Consider the following 18,218-nt stretch of genomic DNA (forward strand, 5'->3'; position numbering starts at 1 on the left):
TTGCCCGGCGCTAGGAGCGGCGCACGGGCAGCGACGGCATGCCCAGCGATACGCCGCCCTTGCCGGGAGCTGCCCCGGGTGCGGGAACGCCGCAGGAATCTGCCTGTGCCCTGTCCCAGGCATCCCCCGCACGGGACCTGCGCAGCACGTAGTCCTCCGTGGTGGCAGGATCCGCCACAAGGTGGAATGCTGCGGCTTCGGTGATGGTCACTGTGACGAAATCACCGGGACGCGGGGTTTCAGCACCTGCTGGGACAGAGAAGTGGACCAGCCGCTGATCCTTGGAACGACCAGACAAACGATGCGTTTCCTCAGCTTTGCGACCGGACTGCGCCGTCACCAGGATTTCGACCTGACGGCCGAGTTGGCTTGCGTTCTCTTCTGCCGCAATACGGTCCTGAAGGGCGGTGAGGCGTTCGAACCGTTCCTGGACAACCGCCTTGGGGAGCTGGTCCGGCAAATCGGCAGCAGGTGTGCCGGGGCGCTTGGAGTACTGGAAGGTGAACGCGGACGAAAAGCGTGACTTTTCCACGACATCCAGCGTCGCCTGGAAGTCTTCTTCCGTTTCGCCGGGGAAGCCAACGATGATGTCGGTGGTGATCGCGGCGTTCGGGATGCGCTCCCTGACCTTGTCCAGGATTCCGAGGAATTTGCTGGAACGGTAGGAGCGGCGCATGTCCTTAAGAATCTTGTCCGAGCCGGATTGCAGCGGCATGTGCAGCTGCGGCATGACGTTAGGTGTCTCAGCCATTGCCTCAATGACGTCGTCGGTGAATGCAGCCGGATGGGGGCTAGTGAAACGGACGCGCTCCAGCCCTTCAATGTCACCGCAGGCCCTGAGCAGTTTGGAGAACGCCTGCCGGTCGCCGAACTCCACCCCGTACGAGTTCACATTCTGCCCAAGCAACGTCACTTCGACTGCGCCGTCGTCCACCAGCGCCTGGATCTCGGCGAGGATCTCTCCGGGACGGCGGTCCTTTTCCTTGCCCCTCAGCGAGGGAACGATGCAGAACGTACAGGTGTTGTTGCATCCGACAGAAATGGACACCCAGCCGGAGTACACCGAGTCCCTCTTGGTGGGGAGCGTTGACGGGAACACATCCAGCGATTCGAGGATCTCAAGCTGTGCCTCGTTGTTGTGACGAGCACGGTTGAGGAGGGCCGGAAGGGCGCCAACGTTGTGGGTGCCGAAAACGGCGTCCACCCATGGCGCCTTCTTCACGATGGTTTCGCGGTCCTTCTGGGCCAGGCAGCCACCAACAGCAATCTGCATTCCTGGGTGCGCTTCCTTGACCTGCCGCAGCTGGCCGAGGTTGCCGTAGAGCTTGTTATCGGCATTTTCCCGAACAGCGCAGGTGTTGAAAACCACGACGTCGGCGATGTCACCGTCAGCCGGTACGTAGCCCGCGTCCTCGAGGAGTCCGGCCATCCGCTCGGAATCGTGGACATTCATCTGGCAGCCAAAGGTCCGGACCTGGTAAGTCCGGGGCGCGGCCGAAGGATTGGCGGAAGCTGTTAGGGAAGGAATGGTCAAACTCACTACTCAAGGGTACCGGCTTCTGCCAGCACCTCACCTACGATCCTGAAGGCCAAGGAAGGCGCGTATCCCTTGCGTGCCAGCATCGAGGCAAGACGACGTGTGTACTTGTCCCGCTCCGCGCGATCAGCCAGGTCAATGCCAGGCCGCAGCTTGCGTTGAACGAGCTCACGCGCTGCCAGTTCCTCGTCCTGATCGCTGAGCTGGGAGAGCGCCTCTTCTGCGTCTTCCAGCTCAATGCCTTTGTCTGAAAGTTCGCGGCGAAGTGCGCCCTTGGCGAGCTTCTTGCTTTGCGACCGGCTGCGGACCCACATCCTGGCAAACTCGGCGTCGTCGATCAGCTGAACCTCTTCGAACCGGTCCAGGACAGCCTCGGCCACGTCCTCGGGGACATTCCGCTCGGCCAGTTTCCTGGATAGCTGCAACCGGCTCCGCGGCGCCATCGTCAATTGCCTCAGGACGATGGCACGCGCCACGGACTCGGGATCTGGTTCAGGATCAGCCGCAACTGAAGAGTCCGGGTCCGGACCTTTCCTAGCCGTCAACGGCCTTCAGCTTCGGCGAGTCTTCCTCCGGCTTGACACCTACGCCGAGCTTTTCCTTGATCAGGCGCTCCAGCTCCTGAGCCAGCTCAGGGTTGTCGCGCAGGAATCGACGCGAGTTCTCCATGCCCTGGCCAAGCTGGTCACCGTCATAGGTGAACCATGAGCCGGACTTCTTGATGATGCCGTGCTCGACACCCATGTCGATGATCCCGCCCTCGCGGGAAATGCCCTGGCCGTAGATGATGTCGAACTCGGCGATCTTGAACGGCGGAGCCATCTTGTTCTTGACGATCTTTGCCTTGGTGCGGTTACCCACGGAATCCGCACCTTCCTTCAGGGTTTGGATGCGCCGGACATCGATGCGCACAGAGGCGTAGAACTTCAGCGCCTTACCACCGGTGGTGGTTTCCGGGGAGCCGAAGAAGACACCGATCTTTTCACGCAACTGGTTGATGAAAATGGCGGTGGTCTTGGTCTGGCTCAAGCGGCCAGTGATCTTACGCAAGGCCTGGCTCATGAGGCGCGCCTGGAGGCCAACGTGGGAGTCACCCATTTCGCCTTCAATTTCGGCGCGCGGAACCAAAGCTGCAACGGAGTCGATGACGATGATGTCCAGCGAGCCGGAACCCACCAGCATGTCCATGATTTCCAGGGCCTGCTCGCCGGTGTCCGGCTGCGAGACCAGGAGCGCGTCGGTGTCGACGCCCAGCTTTGCTGCGTAGTCGGGGTCGAGCGCGTGCTCGGCGTCGATGAAGGCCGCAATACCGCCGGCGCGCTGCGCGTTGGCTACGGCGTGGAGGGCAACGGTGGTCTTACCCGAGGATTCCGGGCCATAGATCTCCACGACACGCCCGCGCGGCAGTCCGCCAATGCCGAGGGCTACGTCCAAGGCAATGGACCCGGTAGGAATGACCTCGATGGGCGCACGGGTGTCATCACCCAGGCGCATGATAGAGCCTTTGCCGAACTGCTTGTCGATCTGGGCAAGCGCTGCTTCGAGCGCCTTCTCACGATCCGGGGCTGCCGCCATGGTTCACACCTCTGATGCTTTCTCGCTGTGGAGTGGCCCGAAGGGCCGCTTTCCTGTCATGACCGACGCTATTACGGTGCCCGGACATTTTTACAAGCCGACCCCTGCTATGTGGATAAACGGGACCGCTGGATGCCGTGGAATGCGTCTTCAGGATCAATTTTCCTCTTCCAGGAGCATATCCCCATCCGAACAGATATTCGAACAACGGGTCGGCGTGTCACGCTGCAGAGACCTCAACGCACTTAGCTTGAGGCTGGTTTGATGTCCCTGCCCAACCTGCGTTCGAGGGGGACGTCCTGGACTTCGCACATGGCCAACCACACTTCGCGGGGCTGGTACCCGGCCGCCAGGGCCTCCACCGCAGTGCGTCCACCAACGCCGGCAAGCACCAGGGAGTTGGCCAGAACCCGGGAGTAGCCTGCCCCGAATTCGTCGTCCATCAATCGCCAAAAGTCACTTGCCCTCACGGATAGAGTCTCTCATGCCCCCGGACTCTAGAATGGTTGCCATGAGCAATCCTCTCCAGAGCGCACCCGACACGGTCCCGCCAGGCGACGCCGTGGACGACGCCCTCCAGCAGGTGGAACACCAGCTGAGCCTGCTCTGGCGCCGCGCCCGTTCGATCTCCCACCAATTGTCCCGACAGGTCCATCCGGACATGGAGCCGGCTGCCTACGGACTCCTTACCGTCATACGGAGGGAAGGTCCCATCCGGCTCACCGAGCTCGCTACGTGCATCGGGGTGGGCAAGCCCTCTGTCAGCCGCCAAATCGCCTTCCTGGAAAGCATTGGCCTCGTATACAAGGAAGCCGATCCGCAGGACGGCCGCGCCCAGTCCATCCGACTGACAGAGAAGGGCGAAGAGAAGATGCACCAGGTCCAGGACGCGCGCCGGCAGGTGTTCCGGGAACGGCTCGGTGAGTGGCCGCTGGAGGACGTCCAGACGCTGGCGGACTACATGGGCCGACTCAACGCCATCTACGGCGATGGCGTATTGAGGGATGTCACTCTCAAGGAAAACACTCCGGACGACCCAGCCTAGGTTGCGCCGGGGCCAGCGCTCCCCCATCAAGGAGCCAAGCGCCCACAAGCACCGAATACAGCAAGGAAGGGCCCCCAGCCGACGGCTGGGGGCCCTTCCTTCATTCCTGTGTAACGGTTACCGGGCTCCGGAGAGCATTCCCTGCGGGAAGTCGTCCGTGAGGTCCAGGTCGCGACCGTAACGCTGTGAAAATTCCTGCGGAACGGTGTCCGGCACGGACACGCCTTCAGCGACGGCTACGCGGTCGCTGACTTCGCGGAGCATGTGGGACAACGGAACATCCAGGGCTGTGCAGATCGAGGACAGGAGCTCGGAAGAAGCCTCCTTCTGGCCGCGTTCAACTTCACTCAAGTAACCGAGTGAGACACGGGCGCTGTGCGAAACCTCGCGGAGGGTACGGCCCTGACGCTGGCGGACATCGCGCAGTACATCACCGATCTCGTGGCGTAGTACAACCATTTTGCGCTCCTTCTGTTCGCTCTGTGTCTGATCAGCCAAGCCCACATCCTTCCAGCGGACAACGCCGTTCACGGATACGGGCTGCTTTACCATCTGTATCGCCTTGCTCCCTCGTTCATCCGGTTCGCTGGCTGGCGGACCGGGTTGGTTTCTACATCCTAGGCGCCCCGGCTCTTCCGAAGCGACACAATGACACAACTATTGGCAATCTGTTTTTGTTCCCGGCTACTTTACGAACGGTAACCAACGTCACTTAGCGCGGCAAGGAGACGCACCATTGCGGCCTCGCAGGCCTGCTCCCGGATGGCCTGCCGATCACCGGAAAACCGGTACTCGAACGCGGAAACCGACGTTGGCGTTGCCACACCTATAAAGACTGTTCCCACTGCTTTGCCGTCATGGGGCTCCGGTCCGGCTACTCCGGTGGTGGAAATCCCGACGTCGGACCCGCAGGCGCGCCGCGCGCCGTCGGCCATTGCCTCGGCGACACCGCCGTCGACGGACCCAACAGCAGCAAGCAAGTGGGCCGGGACCCCAAGGACATCTGCTTTGACTGAATTCTGGTAGGCCACCACGCCGCCCTGGAGCATCCCGGATGCTCCAGGTGTGTTGGCGAGGGTGGCAGCTAGCAAACCGGCCGTGAGCGACTCGGCCGTAGCCACCGTCAGGTGCCGTTCGATTGCCGCCGCAACTGCCGCCGTCGCGGTTTGGGCGCCGCCGGACCCTGAGGCGTGAGTACTCACGCGCGGCGTCCGGCTGCCCGAAGCCGCATGGCCTGGACAACGTATTCGACGCCGGTCCACAGCGTGATGGCCAGGGCCACCATCATGACCCAGAAAGCAACGTCTCCCAGCCACGGCGCGATCGCCTTCAGCGGCAGGACGTACAGGAAGATGGCCACCGTCTGGATGACTGTCTTGAGTTTGCCGCCCCGGGAAGCCGGCATCACTCCGTAGCGGATCACAACGAATCGCAGGGCGGTGATGCCCCATTCCCGGACAAGGATCAGGATGGTGACCCACCAGGGCAGCTCCCCCAGTATGGACAGCAGCACCAGCGCGGAACCGATGAGGAGCTTGTCGGCTATGGGGTCGGCAATCTTGCCGAAGTTGGTAATGAGGCCCCGTGCCCTGGCGATGTCGCCGTCGAGCTTGTCCGTGTAGATGGCGACTGCGAAAGCAACCACCGCGGCCCAGCGCCAAATCCCGTTGTTGCCGTTGTCGGCCACAAGGAACCAGACGAAGAACGGCACCAGGACAATGCGGAGCATCGTGAGGATGTTGGGCAGGTTCCAGATGTCGGAGCTGCTGGACGTCGCGTTATCACCCTCGGCTGTAGTCACCCCTCTAGGCTACCGTCTCCGGCACCGTCGCCCGGAGCGTTACCGTCCCGTGAGGGACCAGGCGTCTTCGCCGCCTTCTTCGTCATCGGGACCGTCAGCACCGTCGTAGTACTCAATGGCCTGCGTCCGGTTGTCCAGGTCCGCCTGGACAAGGTCTTCCGCATAACCGCCGACGGCGATGTTCGAGTTCGCGTTGTCGCTCAGCGCCGCAGTGTGGGCATCGGGCGCAGCCGGTGACTCCTGCCCCTTCATCGCTGCCAGGACGGCGGCGAGGTCGTCGGGTTTGACCAGGACATCGCGGGCCTTCGAACCCTCTGAAGGGCCCACGACGCCGCGGGACTCCAGGAGGTCCATGAGGCGACCGGCTTTGGCGAAGCCCACCCGAAGCTTGCGCTGCAGCATGGAGGTCGAACCGAACTGCGTAGTCACCACAAGCTCGGTGGCCTGCAGCAGCACGTCGAGGTCGTCTCCGATGTCGTCGTCAATCTGCTTCTTCGGGGCCTCGGCGGCAACGTCGTCACGGTAGACGGCCTGCAATTGGCCCTTGACGTGCTCCACTACCTTATGGATCTCGGATTCGGTCACCCAAGCACCCTGGACGCGCATCGCCTTGGAGGCACCCATCGGCAGGAACAGCGCGTCACCTTGGCCGATGAGCTTCTCCGCGCCCGGCTGGTCCAGGACCACGCGGGAGTCCGTCACGGAGGACGTTGCGAACGCCATTCGGGATGGGACGTTTGCCTTGATCAGGCCGGTGACGACGTCCACTGACGGGCGCTGGGTAGCCAGGACCAGGTGGATACCGGCGGCACGGGCCAGCTGGGTGATCCTGACAATCGAGTCTTCAACATCACGTGGGGCCACCATCATGAGGTCGGCAAGCTCATCGACGATCACCAACAGGTACGGGTACGGCTTGATGACCCGCTTGGAGTCGACCGGGGGCACTACTTTGCCGGCCCGCACAGCCTTGTTGAAATCGTCAATGTGCTTGTAGCCGTAGTTGGCGAGGTCGTCGTAGCGTGCGTCCATCTCCCGGACCACCCACTGCAACGCTTCCGCAGCCTTCTTGGGATTGGTGATGATGGGCGTGATCAGGTGCGGGACGCCCTCATAGGCCGTGAGTTCCACGCGCTTGGGGTCAACCATGACCATGCGCACTTCATCCGGCGTGGCCCGCATGAGGATGGAGGTGATCATCGAGTTCACGAAGCTGGACTTACCGGCACCGGTGGCACCGGCAACGAGCAAGTGCGGCATCTTTGCCAGGTTGGCCACCACGTAGCCGCCCTCGACGTCCTTGCCGACGCCCATGACCATGGGGTGGTCCGTGCGCCGCGCGTTCTGGCTCCGCAGCACGTCGCCCAAGGAGACGGTTTCGCGGTCCGTGTTGGGAATTTCGATGCCGATGGCTGACTTGCCGGGAATCGGGCTCAGGATCCGCACGTCGCTGGACGCCACGGCATAGGAAATGTTCTTCGACAGGGCGGTGACCCGCTCCACTTTGGTTCCTGGAGACAGCTCGATTTCATAGCGCGTCACGGTCGGACCGCGGCTGAAGCCTGTCACCGACGCATCGACGTTGAACTGCGTGAGGGTGTCAGTCAGGGCAGCGACGACGGCGTCGTTGGCTTCCGTGCGCTCCTTCGGGATGGAACCCGGGGTCAAGTAGTCCGAAGCCGGAAGCGTGTAAGTAACATCGCCCGCCAACGACAACTGCTCTGTGCGCTGGGGAATGGGTGTTTGCGGAAGCGGTGCGCCTGCCGGTTTCGCGGGTACCTGGGCGATTGCAGGTGCAGGCGCCGTCATCTCCGGGGTCAGGACGGGAATGGCTTCGGTGGGGTTATCGATACCCGGCGTTGCGCCCGCGAGTCCCTGGGCGGCCTTGATTTTCCCGACGGCGATCTCGGCCTGGGTCGGACGCCGCACGCCCGGCGGTACGCGAGGTTCGGACGGACCCGGAGTTTCGTCGTCGTCCACTATGGCGTGCTCAAAGGCCTCGTCCCCGACGTAACCTTCCAGGCCGGCGTCGGTTTCCTCGTCCTTGCCGAAGAGGCGCACCCGCTTCTTCTTCCGCGGCTTGGGTGCTTCATTCTCGTACAGATAGCTGCGGTCGTGGTCGTCCTTGCCGGAACCGTCCATCAGGTCGACGCCCATGAGGTGGTTGTAGGCCCCGCGGATCCGGGACGGGATGGCACCGAACGGCGTCGCCGTCACGATCAGCACCGAGACGAAGGCCAGCAGGCTGTAAAGGAGCACAGGGATAGCTGGATGGATGGCGGCGAAGGGAGCGGCGGCCAGGAAGCCGAGCATGCCGCCCGCCCTGCGCAGGCCGTCGAAGCCGTCCGCCACGGAAGGCAAGCCACCAATAACGTGGGCCAGCGCCGATCCTGCGACGGTCATGATCATGAAGCCGATGCCCACGCGGTTGTTGCCGCGGCCGTCCTGTGGCTTCCGGAACAGGCGGAAGGCGCAGATGAAGAGCATGAACGGCAGGACCAGGGACATCCAGCCGAACGTTCCGTTCACCACGCTGTAGACGATGTCGGGCAGCCAACCGGTGAGTCCCCACCAGGCGAAAGTGGCAATCGCTATGCCCAACACCAGGTTGAACAATGCGGCACCGTCGCGACGGTCCTCGGGATCGAGGTCGCTGACGTCGTGGCCGATACGCCGGACACCGGCACCCACCACGTGTCCAATGCCCTGCCACGCGCCTGCCAGCAGGCGCAACGGGAGCGGAGCCTGGGGCTCGACGGCGGCCGCTTGCTTGGTGCGCGCAGTGCTGCCCCGGCCGCTTTTGGCCGCCGTTGCACCGCTTTTGGGGGCAGCCGCGCCTCGGCCTGTGCCGCCGGATTTACTGCTGGAGCTGCCTCGTGGCGTGGAGGTAGTACGGGTCGCCATAAGTGCCACGCTACCCCAAGGGGGCCTGAAATCCGCGGATTTCAGGCCCCCTTGGGCATGCATGTTGCTGGCTCTCGAAGCTTAAGCTTCCAGGACCACCGGGATGATCATGGGCCGGCGGCGAAGCTTACGGTTGACCCAGGTGCCGATAATCCTCCGCACCACTTGCTGCAACTGGTGGTTGGTGTGATCGGCGTTGTTCAACACGGCATCTTCCAGCGCGGCATTGATCTTGGGAATGATCTCGTCAAAGACGGAATCATCCTCGGCCACGCCGCGGGCATGGATCTCCGGACCCGAAACAATCTTGCCCGTGGTGCGGTTGATCACCGTGATGATGGAAATGAATCCCTCATCGCCCAGGATGCGTCGGTCCTTCAAATCAGCGTCGGTGATTTCGCCGACGCTGGAGCCGTCAACGTAGACGAACCCGACCTCCACCTGGCCAACGACGTCCGCCTTGTGGTCCTTGAGGTCGATGACGGTTCCGTTATCGCTCAGGATGATGCCTTCTGAGGGCACCCCCGACTCCAGGGCGATGTTGCCGTTGGCGATCAAGTGGCGGGTCTCGCCGTGCACCGGCATGGCATTGAGCGGCTCGAGGATGTTGTAGCAGTACAGCAGTTCGCCGGCGGCGGCGTGCCCCGAGACGTGGACCTTTGCCGTGCCCTTGTGGATGACGTCGGCCCCGAGCTTGAGGAGGCCGTTGATGATGCGGAAGACGGCGTTCTCGTTTCCCGGGATGAGGCTCGATGCCAGAATAACGGTGTCACCCTTGCCGACGATCACGCGGTGATCACCGTTGGCCATGCGGGAAAGTGCCGCCATGGGCTCACCCTGTGAACCTGTGGACATCAGGACCACGCGGTCATCGGGCATGTTATCGATGTTCTTGATGTCCACCAGGATGTTGTCCGGCACATCAAGGTACCCAAGCTTCGCGGCGATGGCCATGTTGCGGACCATGGACCTGCCAACGAACGCCACCTTGCGGCCATGCTTGGCCGCAGCATCGAGGACCTGCTGCACGCGGTGGACATGCGAGGAGAAGGAAGCCACGATGATGCGCTTCTTGGCCTGGCCGAACAGACGGTCAAGGGTGGGGCCGATTTCCTTCTCGGCCGTCGTGAACCCAGGAACGTCCGCGTTGGTGGAATCGGCCATGAACAGATCCACGCCTTCTTCGCCCAGGCGCGCGAAGTGCCTGAGGTCAGTGATGCGGCCGTCCAGCGGTAACTGGTCCATTTTGAAGTCACCGGTGTGGAGGACGTTGCCGCCCGCGGTTCGGATGAAAACTGCAAGGGCATCCGGGATGGAGTGGTTGACGGCCACGAATTCACACTCGAAGGGACCGAACTGCTCCACCTGGCCCTCGGTGACGGTGAGGGTATACGGCTTGATCCGGTGTTCCTGGAGCTTCGCTTCCACCAGGGCAAGCGTCAGCTGGGAACCGATCAGCGGGATGTCTGCTTTAAGGCGCAGCAGATAGGGAACGGCACCAATGTGGTCCTCGTGTCCGTGGGTCAGCACGACACCCACGACGTCCTGGAGCCGGTCCTCAATGTAGGAGAAATCGGGCAGGATCAAATCGACGCCGGGCTGGGTCTCCTCGGGGAAGAGCACGCCGCAGTCAACGACCAGCAGCTTGCCGTCGATTTCGAAGACGGCCATGTTGCGGCCGATCTCTCCCAGTCCACCGAGCGGAACAATCCGCAGCGTGCCCTTGGGCAATTTCGGCGGAGTAACCAGTCCGGGAAGGGCGGTTTGGGTCATATTTTGCTACTTTCCGGCGGAACCGTCCTGGACGTCGAAGTCCATTCCGGCTTCCGCCAAATCCCCGCGGATGATGTCGATCTCGGCCGCGTCCGGCTCCACGAGGGGCAAACGGACAACCGAGTTGGGCAGGACTCCCTGCCACTTGAGAATCTGCTTGGCGGCTACTGCGCCTTGGACCCGCGTCATGGTTCCACGAACCACGGGTTCCAGTTCAAAGTTGATGGCCCTTGCCGTGGCGAGGTCGTTGGCATTGACGGCGTCGATCAATTCGCGGAAGCGGCGCGTGGCCACATGCGTGGTGACACCCACCAGCCCAACGGCGCCGAGCGCCATCCACTGCAGGGTCAGTCCGTCGTCGCCCGAGTAGAAGACCAGGTCTGTTTCTGCCATGACGCGCGTCGCTGCAGCAAAATCGGCCTTGGCGTCCTTGACGGCCACGATGTTCTGGTGCTTCGCGAGGCCGATCATGGTCTCGGGGGCGATCGCGATGGAGGAGCGGCCCGGGATGTCATAGAGCATGACGGGCAGGTCCGTGGAGGAGGCAATCGTCTCGAAGTGGGCGCGGACGCCCGCCTGGCTGGGCTTGTTGTAGTAAGGGGTGACGATCAGCAGGCCGTCAACGCCTACCTCTGCTGCACGCTGTGAAAGGTGCACGGAGTGGGCGGTGTCGTTGGTGCCGGTCCCGGCAATGATGGCTGCCTTGCCACCGACGGCTTCTTTGACGGCACGGAACATGCCAAGGTTTTCATCGTCGGTGAGGGTGGAGGTCTCGCCAGTGGTGCCGGTGACGACGAGGCCGTCGCAACCGTCCTGGACGAGCTTCTCTGCCAGCGCCGCGGCTTGGTCGTAGTCAACCTTGCCGTCCTCGGTGAACGGGGTGACCATGGCGGTCAGCAGGGTACCAAGGGCGGGATTGTGGGCGCGCAAGTCAGACATAAGAAAAACGTTACCCTGTCAGCGGCTTGTTACAAGAATGGGTTCCGCGTGATGGTCCTCATGCGCCAGGGCCAGACCTGTAGCCATGCAAGCTGGAGCGGGCCAGGTTCACCATGACAGTTTCGGTTCCCGTGCCGGCTGCCTTGGCCAGGGCCGCACCTTCCGGACCCCACCCGCCACTGAGGCCGCAGGAAGCGCCCACTGGAGTGGTCCCGCCAAGATTGGCCAGGAGCCCGAACATCCGGTGGTCCATGGACCGGGAACCCAGGTGCAGTCCGAGGCGCAATTCCTCGCCGGAAACGTACAGGGCTGACACTGCGTAGACGTCGGCCCCTGACTCTGCGGCAGCTGCGGCGTGGGACGGTTGGGCGGCGTCGGCGCACACGGCAAGAGCCACCCGCCAGCCGTCCACTTCCATGATTTCGGGGCCGTTCCCGGCGACGAACAGCTCACGCTCCGCGCCATGCAGATGGGTCTTGAAGGCCGGTCGCAGGGAGCCATCCGGTCCGATGATGAGTGATGCCAACCGTGGAGTGCCGTCAGCTTCCCGCCAGCCTGCACCGATCACTGCCGTGGTCCCGGTGCTGGCACAGGCATCCCGAAGAGGCTGGAGCCTTGTATCGCCGTCAGTCAGCCAGGCCGAACGCCCACCCGCATGCTCCGGGGCATCGAATGAGTCCAACTCATAGCCCGTCAAGGAGAGCTCTGGAAACAGCACCAGCCGTGCGCCGTCAGCGTGGGCCTTTTCTACAAGCTCCGCGTGGGCAGCGACGTTCCGAGCGACTGCCGCTCCCCCGCTGCCTGTTCCCAGCGCTTCGTACTGAACGACGGCGGCCAGCAGCGTTGCTGACGCTGGCGCAGGCCCGGTGGGCCGTGGCATGGTCGACGGGGACGGTAATTGCGGGTGCGCTTGGGTCACCGGGCCATCGTAGTCCGGCGAACAGCCGGACCGGCAACGTCAGGCGGATCCGGACGTCCGGGCCGGCTGCTCCGAACAATACTGCGCCACAGCCCGCTCCTTGAGTTGCTCCGCCCAGGCCACCAGCCGCTGGGAGGCCCGCACGTACTCGAAGAGTTCAATGGGCGTGAGCGAGTCAAGATCCGTATCCGCCAGCCTGCGGGCGAGCTCAGCTCCCGGCATCTGCTCGGCCAGGACCGTACCTTCGCTCCGCCACTGGGTGTCCTCCGGTGGTTCGCCGGTGACAAGCTGCCTGAACAGGAAGTCGACCACACCGGGGCTCATTGCCTTCATGGGTCCACACAGGCGGTCCTGCGGCTTTGGAACATCGTTCATGCCGTAATGCTATTCGAACATATATTCGAAGACAAGGGCCACTCGGCGCCAGCTGCTCCATGTCGGGTTGCCGCGCAGCGGCTATGAGACGATCGCTGCATGACTTCGTACGGGACGGCCCCTCAGCAGGAGGCCGCGGGGGCCGGCCCGGTTTCAGCCCGGCTCAAGGGGATCGACGCCGCCCGGGGCGCGGCCTTGCTGGGCATGATGTCCACCCACCTGATGCCGACGTTCGGGCCTCCCCCACGGTGGGATCCGACATTCGTGGGATTGGTCTTTTCAGGTCGGTCCTCGGCCCTTTTCGCTGTGCTGGCCGGCGTCGGATTGGCCCTCAGCACAGGCAAAGAGCAGCCGTGGAGCGGCGCCGTACTGCGGGCGGCACGGGGCGGAGTGGCCATGCGCGCCCTGGTGATTGCCGTCGTCGGATTTGTCCTGGGCGGGCTTGATGTGAACGTCGCAGTGATTCTGGTCCATTACGCTCTCTTGTTCCTCTGCGTCCTGCCGTTCCTGGGCCTGCGCCTGAAAGCCCTCTGCTTCGTGGCATTGGGCTGGATCCTGGCCTCGCCGGTCCTGGCGTACCTGGTCCGCCCCCTGCTGCTGGACACGAACCCTCCCCTTCAGTTGGGCCACAACCCAAAAGTTGAGGACCTGGAGACACCGGGACGGCTTCTGGCCGATCTCTTCTTTACCGGCTACTACCCCGTGTTCCAGTGGATGTCGTACCTGCTGCTGGGGCTTGCCATAGGCCGTCTGGCGCTCACGACGGCGAAGGTACAGGTCCTGCTGTTGGCGGGCGGAAGCGCTGTAGCCGTCCTTGCGAAAACGGTCGGCATCCTGGCCATGGAATCGTGGGGCGGAAGGGCTGCCTTGGAGGCGCTCCCCGGTACCCGCGGGTACCCCTTGGACAGCATGCTGCAGGTCAACCTGACGGGCCTTCAGCAAGTCGATTCATGGTGGTGGCTGGCTACCGCGGCGCCACACGCGGGCACCACCTTGGACCTGCTGCACACCGGGGGTACGGCGGCCGCTGTCGTGGGGTTGTGCCTGCTGCTTGGCGCAGTGGCTGAGCGGGCAAAGGTCAACTTCCTGGTCCTGCTCAGCGGTCCGGGAGCCATGACGTTGAGCCTGTACTCCGCACATGTGTGGGTGGTCTCCGGGTTCACCGACAGGCCACTGCCGGCCGGCTGGACCCCTGAAGGGATGTACTGGGCCCAAGCGATCACCGCGATCATCATCGGCAGCTGCTTCGCCTTACTCCGACGGCGGGGGCCACTTGAGTGGGTGGCCCACCAAGCGTCCAGGCTGGGCAGCTACCGTCCGGCGACAGTCGGCTGAGAACGGAAGAGCTTCACCGCGTCCCGCATGGAAGCGCGGGCCCGCTTGCGGTCACCGGAGGCGTCGTAGGCGCAGCTCAGCCGGAACCAGGAGCGCCAATCTTCCGGGGCGGCCTCGGCTTCCGCCCGGTACTTTTCGAACTCTGCGTCCGCAGCGGACCGGATAATCCTGCCGCCGGGTGTGCGGGGAAGCGTGTCCTCCGGCAACCCGCCTTCGGCTTCCAGGACCTTGGCCATCTGCTCAGTGCGGGCACCAAAAAGCAGTTCCCGGATGAGCGCCCACGCGCCCACCACGGGCAGGACCAGGTAGGCGGCACCGATGCCCTTGGCCACCAGGTTGGGATCGCCGAGCAGGAGGAAGGAGCGTTGGACGGACACCACCAGGTACAGCACCAGCAACAAGGTGATGGCACCTACCCAGATCTTGGTGCGGTTCTTCTTCAGTGCTGTCCAGAAATTTCCCATGTCCTAGAGTCCCAGATCCAGGTAGCCGTCCAAGCCGACCGTGAGGCCGGGATTGGCTGCCACCTTCCGCAGTCCAAGAAGGACGCCGGGCATGAAAGAGGCCCGGTCGAAGGAATCGTGGCGCAACGTCAGCTGTTCGCCGGGACCGCCAAAGAGGACCTCCTGGTGGGCAACAAGGCCGCGAAGGCGGACACTGTGCACCCGTACCCCATCCACGTCGCAACCACGCGCACCGTCCAATGCCGTCTCGGTGGCGTCCGGGCTGGCCGGCACCCCTGCTTCCTGGCGGGCTTCGGCGATCAGCTGGGCCGTGCGCACGGCCGTGCCGGAAGGAGCATCCACCTTGTTGGGGTGGTGCAGCTCAATGATTTCAACAGACTCGAAGTACTGCGAGGCCTTGGCAGCAAAGGCGGATGCCAGCACCGAGCCCAAGGCAAAATTTGGGGCAATCAGCACGCCTGTTTCCGGTTTGGACTCCAGTAGTCCGCGGAGGGATTCCAGCCTGTCGGCGTTCCAGCCTGTGGTGCCCACAACGGCGTGGATGCCGTGCTCGACGGCGAACCGGACGTTGGTCTCAGTGATGTCCGGGACGGTGAGATCAACAACATACTGCGCACCGGCGTCGAGCAGCTTGTCCAGGGAATCGCCGCGGCCCAAAGCGGCCACCAGCTTCATGTCTTCGGCTGCTTCAACAGCCTTAACGGCTTCAATTCCCATACGCCCGTTGGCGCCCAGCACTGCAACAGCAAGTTGTTCGGTCATGCGTTTAACCCTACCGCCGGGCCGGGCACGGGCGGGAACCGTTACCTTGCGCCTACTCCCCTGCGCCGACCCATTCCACCGTGCCATCACTGAAGAACTGCTCTTTCCAAATGGGCACCTGCTCCTTGACCCGGTCCACCAGTTCCGAGCAGACGGCGAACGCCTGGCCCCGGTGGGCGGCCGCAACGGCACACACCAACGCGGGATCACCGATTTCCAGCATGCCGATCCGGTGCGCGGCCCAGATGCGCACGGGTTGATTGGCTTCGCCGGAGTGCTCCGCGACCAACTGAGCCACCACGTCCGACATCACCTGGTGGGCCGTGGGGTGCGCGCTGTAGCTCAGTCGATCAACAGCTTTGCCGCCGTCGTGGTTACGAACGACGCCGCTGAAACTGACCACCGCACCCGCAGTTTCCGATTCCACTGCCCTGATGGCTTGGTCCACGGAAATCGGCTCGGCGCTGAGGACAGCGCTGACAACCTCGAAGTCTGTTTCAGTGCCCATGGTTTCCTTCCAACTGCTCACAGAGATGCCCGATCACGGGGTCCAGGACCGCCAGCCCATCCATGACCCCTTTGGGGGAACCGGGAAGATTGATGACGAACGATTTTCCCGCCGCTCCTGCATGGCCGCGGCTCAGCATGGCCATGGGCGTCTTCGCAGCACCTGCGCGCCGGATGCCTTCCATAATGCCCGGTATTTCGCGGTCAAGGAGTGGCAGCGTCATCTCCGGCGTGCGGTCGTCCGGGCTGAGGCCCGTGCCGCCGCTGGTGATGACAACTGCGGGTTCCTGCGTCAGGAGGGCACGCAGGGCAGCACCTACAGGTTCACCGTCCGGCACCACCATGGTGGGAAAAGTGTCGAATCCGTGCTCGTTCAGCCAGTCCAGGATGATCGGCCCGGTCTCGTCCGTGTAGATTCCTGCGGCGGCACGGGTGGACGCGATCACGACGCCGGCCTTCCGCGGTCCGTGCGCGTTGGGCTCGCAGGCACTCATGCCCCGGCCTCCCCGTGCCGTGGTTCGGAGGAAACGTCCCAGTCGCCGCTTTTTCCGCCACTCTTGGCGAGCACCCGGATATCGTCCAGGACGGCATGCTTGTCGACGGCCTTGATCATGTCGTAGACGCTGAGCGCCGCAACCGACGCGGCAGTCAGGGCTTCCATTTCGACGCCGGTGACGCCCCGGGTCTTGACCGTTGCCAGGACTCCCACGGAGTCCGCACCCAGCTCAAAGTCCACGGTGACCTTGGAGATCGGCAAGGGATGGCATAGCGGAATCAGTTCGGGGGTCTTCTTTGCCGCCATGATCCCCGCTACCCTCGCCACGGCGAGGGCGTCGCCCTTGGGAAGTTCGCCGGCACCCAGCAGGGCCAGGACTTCGGCGGTGCTGCGGACAGTAGCCGTGGCGGTGGCCTCACGCGTGGTTACGGCTTTCTCGGAGACGTCCACCATCTGTGCGGTGCCGTCTTGCCTGAGATGCGTCAGGCCTGCTGGGTTTTCGGGAGTGTGGTTCACAGCATCCATACTTCCACTTCGTCCCCTTTGGCGAGTTCCGTGACGTCGCTGGGGATCTGGACCAGGGCATTGGCGCGGGCCAGGGCGTGCACCAGGTGGGAACCGGCCCCGCCTTCCATGCGCAGTATGCCGTCCGTGCCCACGCTTCCGCGTCGGACCTGGTGTTTGCCGTCCGGTGAGGTCAGTGGCTCAGCGAGGCGGGCTATCTGCACGGGCCGGGTCGCTGGTGTTCCCTGGACCTGGGAAAGTGCGGGCCTGAGGAACATCTCGAAGGAGACGAGGCAGCTGACGGGGTTTCCGGGGAAGCCCAGGAAGGGTGTCCCCTCGAAGGTTCCCAGGCCTTGTGGACCGCCCGGCTGCATGGCGACCGGCAGGAAATCCACTGGCTGGCCGGACATCGCTTGGCGGACTACCTCGTAGGCGCCTTTGCTCACGCCACCGGTGGTGACGATGATGTCCACCGGGTTCCGGGGATCCTGGGTGTAGCGGTGGAGGACTGACAGGAGGGTGTCGGGGTTGTCGTCGGAGATGCCCGTCCGCGTCACGTCCATGCCGGCTTGGCGCATGGAGGCTTCAAGGAGCGTTCCGTTGGAATCGTAGATCTTGCCGGGCGCCAGTTCCTGCCCGGGTTCCACCACTTCATCACCAGTGGTGACCAGCAGCGCACGGAATGGTTCACGGACCTCCACGGTGTCCAGGCCCAAGGCAGCAAGCAAGCCAAGTTGGGCAGGCCCCAGGAGCGTACCGGCGGCCAGCGCCAAGCCGCCTGTTTCGATGTCGCTGCCGCTGTGTCGAACATAGGTTCCGGGAGCCACCGGTGGGAGCCGGACGGTAGCGTCTTCGGCGGCCGGCTCGGGAAAGACGTTCGGCGTTGCCTTTTCAATGGGCACGACGGCGTCGGCCCCTTCCGGGATCATGGCACCGGTCATGATGGGGGCCGCGAAGCCGGCCTTCAGTGGCGCTGGCGAGGCACCTGCCGGGACGGGCGCCGCGACCCTGAGCTCCGCACCGCCGTCGGGAATCCCTTCTGAATGAACGGCGAATCCGTCCATTTGGGAGTTGGGGAACGGCGGCAGTGAGAGGGGTGCGTAGACGTCACCGGCGAGCGCTTGCCCCAGTGCTTGGAGCAAGGGCAGGCGGAGGTTGCCCTTGGCAGCCCTCGCAGTGGTCAGCAGTTCCACCACGGCCTGCCGATGGGCTGCAACAGATCGGGGCACGGACATCCTCCTGTGTGGCTACTTTGACGTGCGGGAATTACCCGGACGTACCC

At 63.7% G+C, this 18,218-nt stretch carries 20 protein-coding genes; 2 read left to right on the top strand and 18 right to left on the bottom strand.

Annotated features, from left to right (window positions below; genetic code table 11):
• Positions 1-10: 10 nt before the first annotated feature.
• From miaB to NEK97_RS18010, 4 genes are all read right to left on the bottom strand, one after another.
• Positions 11-1,540 carry a tRNA (N6-isopentenyl adenosine(37)-C2)-methylthiotransferase MiaB gene (gene miaB, locus NEK97_RS17995; RefSeq protein WP_257371108.1) on the bottom strand — a complete coding sequence of 510 codons (1,530 nt, stop codon included), beginning with the start codon at positions 1,538-1,540 and terminating at the stop codon, positions 11-13.
• On the bottom strand, positions 1,540-2,013 hold the full coding sequence (locus tag NEK97_RS18000; RefSeq protein WP_374111551.1) for a regulatory protein RecX: 474 nt from the start codon (positions 2,011-2,013) through the stop codon (positions 1,540-1,542). Before NEK97_RS18000 ends, miaB begins: the two co-directional genes overlap by 1 nt.
• A gap of 58 nt (positions 2,014-2,071) precedes the next feature.
• Positions 2,072-3,112: a recombinase RecA gene (gene recA, locus NEK97_RS18005; RefSeq protein ID WP_235521831.1), complete on the bottom strand. Its 1,041-nt coding sequence runs from the start codon at positions 3,110-3,112 to the stop codon at positions 2,072-2,074.
• Positions 3,113-3,357: 245 nt separating this feature from the next.
• Positions 3,358-3,555, bottom strand: a complete 198-nt coding sequence (locus NEK97_RS18010) for a DUF3046 domain-containing protein (protein WP_257371165.1) — start codon at positions 3,553-3,555, stop codon at positions 3,358-3,360.
• 68 nt (positions 3,556-3,623) lie between these two features.
• On the opposite strand from NEK97_RS18010, the gene NEK97_RS18015 reads away from it, so the two are divergent.
• Positions 3,624-4,157: a MarR family winged helix-turn-helix transcriptional regulator gene (locus NEK97_RS18015; RefSeq protein ID WP_374111549.1), complete on the top strand. Its 534-nt coding sequence runs from the start codon at positions 3,624-3,626 to the stop codon at positions 4,155-4,157.
• A gap of 117 nt (positions 4,158-4,274) precedes the next feature.
• On the opposite strand, the gene NEK97_RS18020 is transcribed toward NEK97_RS18015, so the two are convergent.
• From NEK97_RS18020 to NEK97_RS18055, 8 genes are all read right to left on the bottom strand, one after another.
• On the bottom strand, positions 4,275-4,709 hold the full coding sequence (locus tag NEK97_RS18020) for a helix-turn-helix domain-containing protein (RefSeq protein ID WP_211711854.1): 435 nt from the start codon (positions 4,707-4,709) through the stop codon (positions 4,275-4,277).
• A 137-nt stretch (positions 4,710-4,846) separates the two neighbouring features.
• Positions 4,847-5,359 (bottom strand): nicotinamide-nucleotide amidohydrolase family protein, encoded by a 513-nt coding sequence (locus NEK97_RS18025; RefSeq protein ID WP_257371110.1) that lies wholly within the window; start codon positions 5,357-5,359, stop codon positions 4,847-4,849.
• Entirely contained in the window at positions 5,356-5,958 is a 603-nt protein-coding gene (pgsA, locus tag NEK97_RS18030; protein ID WP_235521828.1) for a CDP-diacylglycerol--glycerol-3-phosphate 3-phosphatidyltransferase, read from the bottom strand. The genes NEK97_RS18025 and pgsA overlap by 4 nt, the downstream gene beginning before the upstream one ends.
• A gap of 39 nt (positions 5,959-5,997) precedes the next feature.
• Positions 5,998-8,862, bottom strand: coding sequence for a DNA translocase FtsK (locus tag NEK97_RS18035; protein ID WP_257371111.1), 2,865 nt, complete (start codon positions 8,860-8,862; stop codon positions 5,998-6,000).
• A gap of 81 nt (positions 8,863-8,943) precedes the next feature.
• Positions 8,944-10,635 carry a ribonuclease J gene (locus NEK97_RS18040; protein WP_257371112.1) on the bottom strand — a complete coding sequence of 564 codons (1,692 nt, stop codon included), beginning with the start codon at positions 10,633-10,635 and terminating at the stop codon, positions 8,944-8,946.
• A gap of 6 nt (positions 10,636-10,641) precedes the next feature.
• The gene (dapA, locus tag NEK97_RS18045; protein ID WP_235521825.1) at positions 10,642-11,574 is read right to left on the bottom strand and encodes a 4-hydroxy-tetrahydrodipicolinate synthase; all 933 of its coding nucleotides are present in this window, start codon (positions 11,572-11,574) and stop codon (positions 10,642-10,644) included.
• Between the two features lie 58 nt (positions 11,575-11,632).
• Positions 11,633-12,493 carry a carbon-nitrogen hydrolase family protein gene (locus NEK97_RS18050; RefSeq protein WP_257371113.1) on the bottom strand — a complete coding sequence of 287 codons (861 nt, stop codon included), beginning with the start codon at positions 12,491-12,493 and terminating at the stop codon, positions 11,633-11,635.
• A gap of 39 nt (positions 12,494-12,532) precedes the next feature.
• Positions 12,533-12,868 (bottom strand): hypothetical protein, encoded by a 336-nt coding sequence (locus NEK97_RS18055; protein WP_257371114.1) that lies wholly within the window; start codon positions 12,866-12,868, stop codon positions 12,533-12,535.
• A gap of 99 nt (positions 12,869-12,967) precedes the next feature.
• Between NEK97_RS18055 and NEK97_RS18060 the strand changes: the two genes are divergently transcribed.
• Positions 12,968-14,203 (top strand): DUF1624 domain-containing protein, encoded by a 1,236-nt coding sequence (locus tag NEK97_RS18060; RefSeq protein WP_257371115.1) that lies wholly within the window; start codon positions 12,968-12,970, stop codon positions 14,201-14,203.
• On the opposite strand, the gene NEK97_RS18065 is transcribed toward NEK97_RS18060, so the two are convergent.
• From NEK97_RS18065 to glp, 6 genes are read right to left on the bottom strand one after another with little or no spacing between them, the layout of a single operon-like run.
• The gene (locus tag NEK97_RS18065) at positions 14,179-14,667 is read right to left on the bottom strand and encodes a hypothetical protein (protein ID WP_257371116.1); all 489 of its coding nucleotides are present in this window, start codon (positions 14,665-14,667) and stop codon (positions 14,179-14,181) included. The two genes, NEK97_RS18060 and NEK97_RS18065, sit on opposite strands and share 25 nt — an antisense overlap.
• Before the next feature lie 3 nt (positions 14,668-14,670).
• A complete protein-coding gene (gene dapB, locus NEK97_RS18070) occupies positions 14,671-15,429 on the bottom strand; it encodes a 4-hydroxy-tetrahydrodipicolinate reductase (protein WP_257371117.1) in 759 nt (252 codons plus the stop codon).
• 52 nt (positions 15,430-15,481) lie between these two features.
• On the bottom strand, positions 15,482-15,937 hold the full coding sequence (locus NEK97_RS18075) for a molybdenum cofactor biosynthesis protein MoaE (protein WP_257371118.1): 456 nt from the start codon (positions 15,935-15,937) through the stop codon (positions 15,482-15,484).
• Positions 15,927-16,430 (bottom strand): MogA/MoaB family molybdenum cofactor biosynthesis protein, encoded by a 504-nt coding sequence (locus NEK97_RS18080; protein ID WP_235521817.1) that lies wholly within the window; start codon positions 16,428-16,430, stop codon positions 15,927-15,929. The genes NEK97_RS18075 and NEK97_RS18080 overlap by 11 nt, the downstream gene beginning before the upstream one ends.
• The gene (gene moaC, locus NEK97_RS18085) at positions 16,427-16,957 is read right to left on the bottom strand and encodes a cyclic pyranopterin monophosphate synthase MoaC (RefSeq protein WP_257371120.1); all 531 of its coding nucleotides are present in this window, start codon (positions 16,955-16,957) and stop codon (positions 16,427-16,429) included. Before moaC ends, NEK97_RS18080 begins: the two co-directional genes overlap by 4 nt.
• Positions 16,945-18,171: a gephyrin-like molybdotransferase Glp gene (gene glp, locus NEK97_RS18090; protein ID WP_257371122.1), complete on the bottom strand. Its 1,227-nt coding sequence runs from the start codon at positions 18,169-18,171 to the stop codon at positions 16,945-16,947. The genes moaC and glp overlap by 13 nt, the downstream gene beginning before the upstream one ends.
• Positions 18,172-18,218 lie beyond the last annotated feature (47 nt).

It is taken from the genome of Paenarthrobacter sp. UW852 (assembly GCF_024608385.1).
In the GTDB taxonomy this organism is placed as follows: domain Bacteria; phylum Actinomycetota; class Actinomycetes; order Actinomycetales; family Micrococcaceae; genus Arthrobacter.

Excerpts from the sequence above, each read along its gene's own strand:
- NEK97_RS18040 (WP_257371112.1), bottom strand. The coding sequence starts at position 10,635 with ATGACCCAAACCGCCCTTCCCGGACTGGTTACTCCGCCGAAATTGCCC.
- dapB (WP_257371117.1), bottom strand. The coding sequence starts at position 15,429 with ATGACCGAACAACTTGCTGTTGCAGTGCTGGGCGCCAACGGGCGTATG.
- moaC (WP_257371120.1), bottom strand. The coding sequence starts at position 16,957 with ATGGATGCTGTGAACCACACTCCCGAAAACCCAGCAGGCCTGACGCAT.
- dapA (WP_235521825.1), bottom strand. The coding sequence starts at position 11,574 with ATGTCTGACTTGCGCGCCCACAATCCCGCCCTTGGTACCCTGCTGACC.
- NEK97_RS18075 (WP_257371118.1), bottom strand. The coding sequence starts at position 15,937 with ATGGGCACTGAAACAGACTTCGAGGTTGTCAGCGCTGTCCTCAGCGCC.
- NEK97_RS18055 (WP_257371114.1), bottom strand. The coding sequence starts at position 12,868 with ATGAACGATGTTCCAAAGCCGCAGGACCGCCTGTGTGGACCCATGAAG.
- NEK97_RS18035 (WP_257371111.1), bottom strand. The coding sequence starts at position 8,862 with ATGGCGACCCGTACTACCTCCACGCCACGAGGCAGCTCCAGCAGTAAA.
- glp (WP_257371122.1), bottom strand. The coding sequence starts at position 18,171 with ATGTCCGTGCCCCGATCTGTTGCAGCCCATCGGCAGGCCGTGGTGGAA.
- NEK97_RS18015 (WP_374111549.1), top strand. The coding sequence starts at position 3,624 with ATGAGCAATCCTCTCCAGAGCGCACCCGACACGGTCCCGCCAGGCGAC.
- NEK97_RS18065 (WP_257371116.1), bottom strand. The coding sequence starts at position 14,667 with ATGGGAAATTTCTGGACAGCACTGAAGAAGAACCGCACCAAGATCTGG.
- NEK97_RS18020 (WP_211711854.1), bottom strand. The coding sequence starts at position 4,709 with ATGGTAAAGCAGCCCGTATCCGTGAACGGCGTTGTCCGCTGGAAGGAT.
- NEK97_RS18080 (WP_235521817.1), bottom strand. The coding sequence starts at position 16,430 with ATGAGTGCCTGCGAGCCCAACGCGCACGGACCGCGGAAGGCCGGCGTC.
- recA (WP_235521831.1), bottom strand. The coding sequence starts at position 3,112 with ATGGCGGCAGCCCCGGATCGTGAGAAGGCGCTCGAAGCAGCGCTTGCC.
- NEK97_RS18010 (WP_257371165.1), bottom strand. The coding sequence starts at position 3,555 with ATGGACGACGAATTCGGGGCAGGCTACTCCCGGGTTCTGGCCAACTCC.
- NEK97_RS18060 (WP_257371115.1), top strand. The coding sequence starts at position 12,968 with ATGACTTCGTACGGGACGGCCCCTCAGCAGGAGGCCGCGGGGGCCGGC.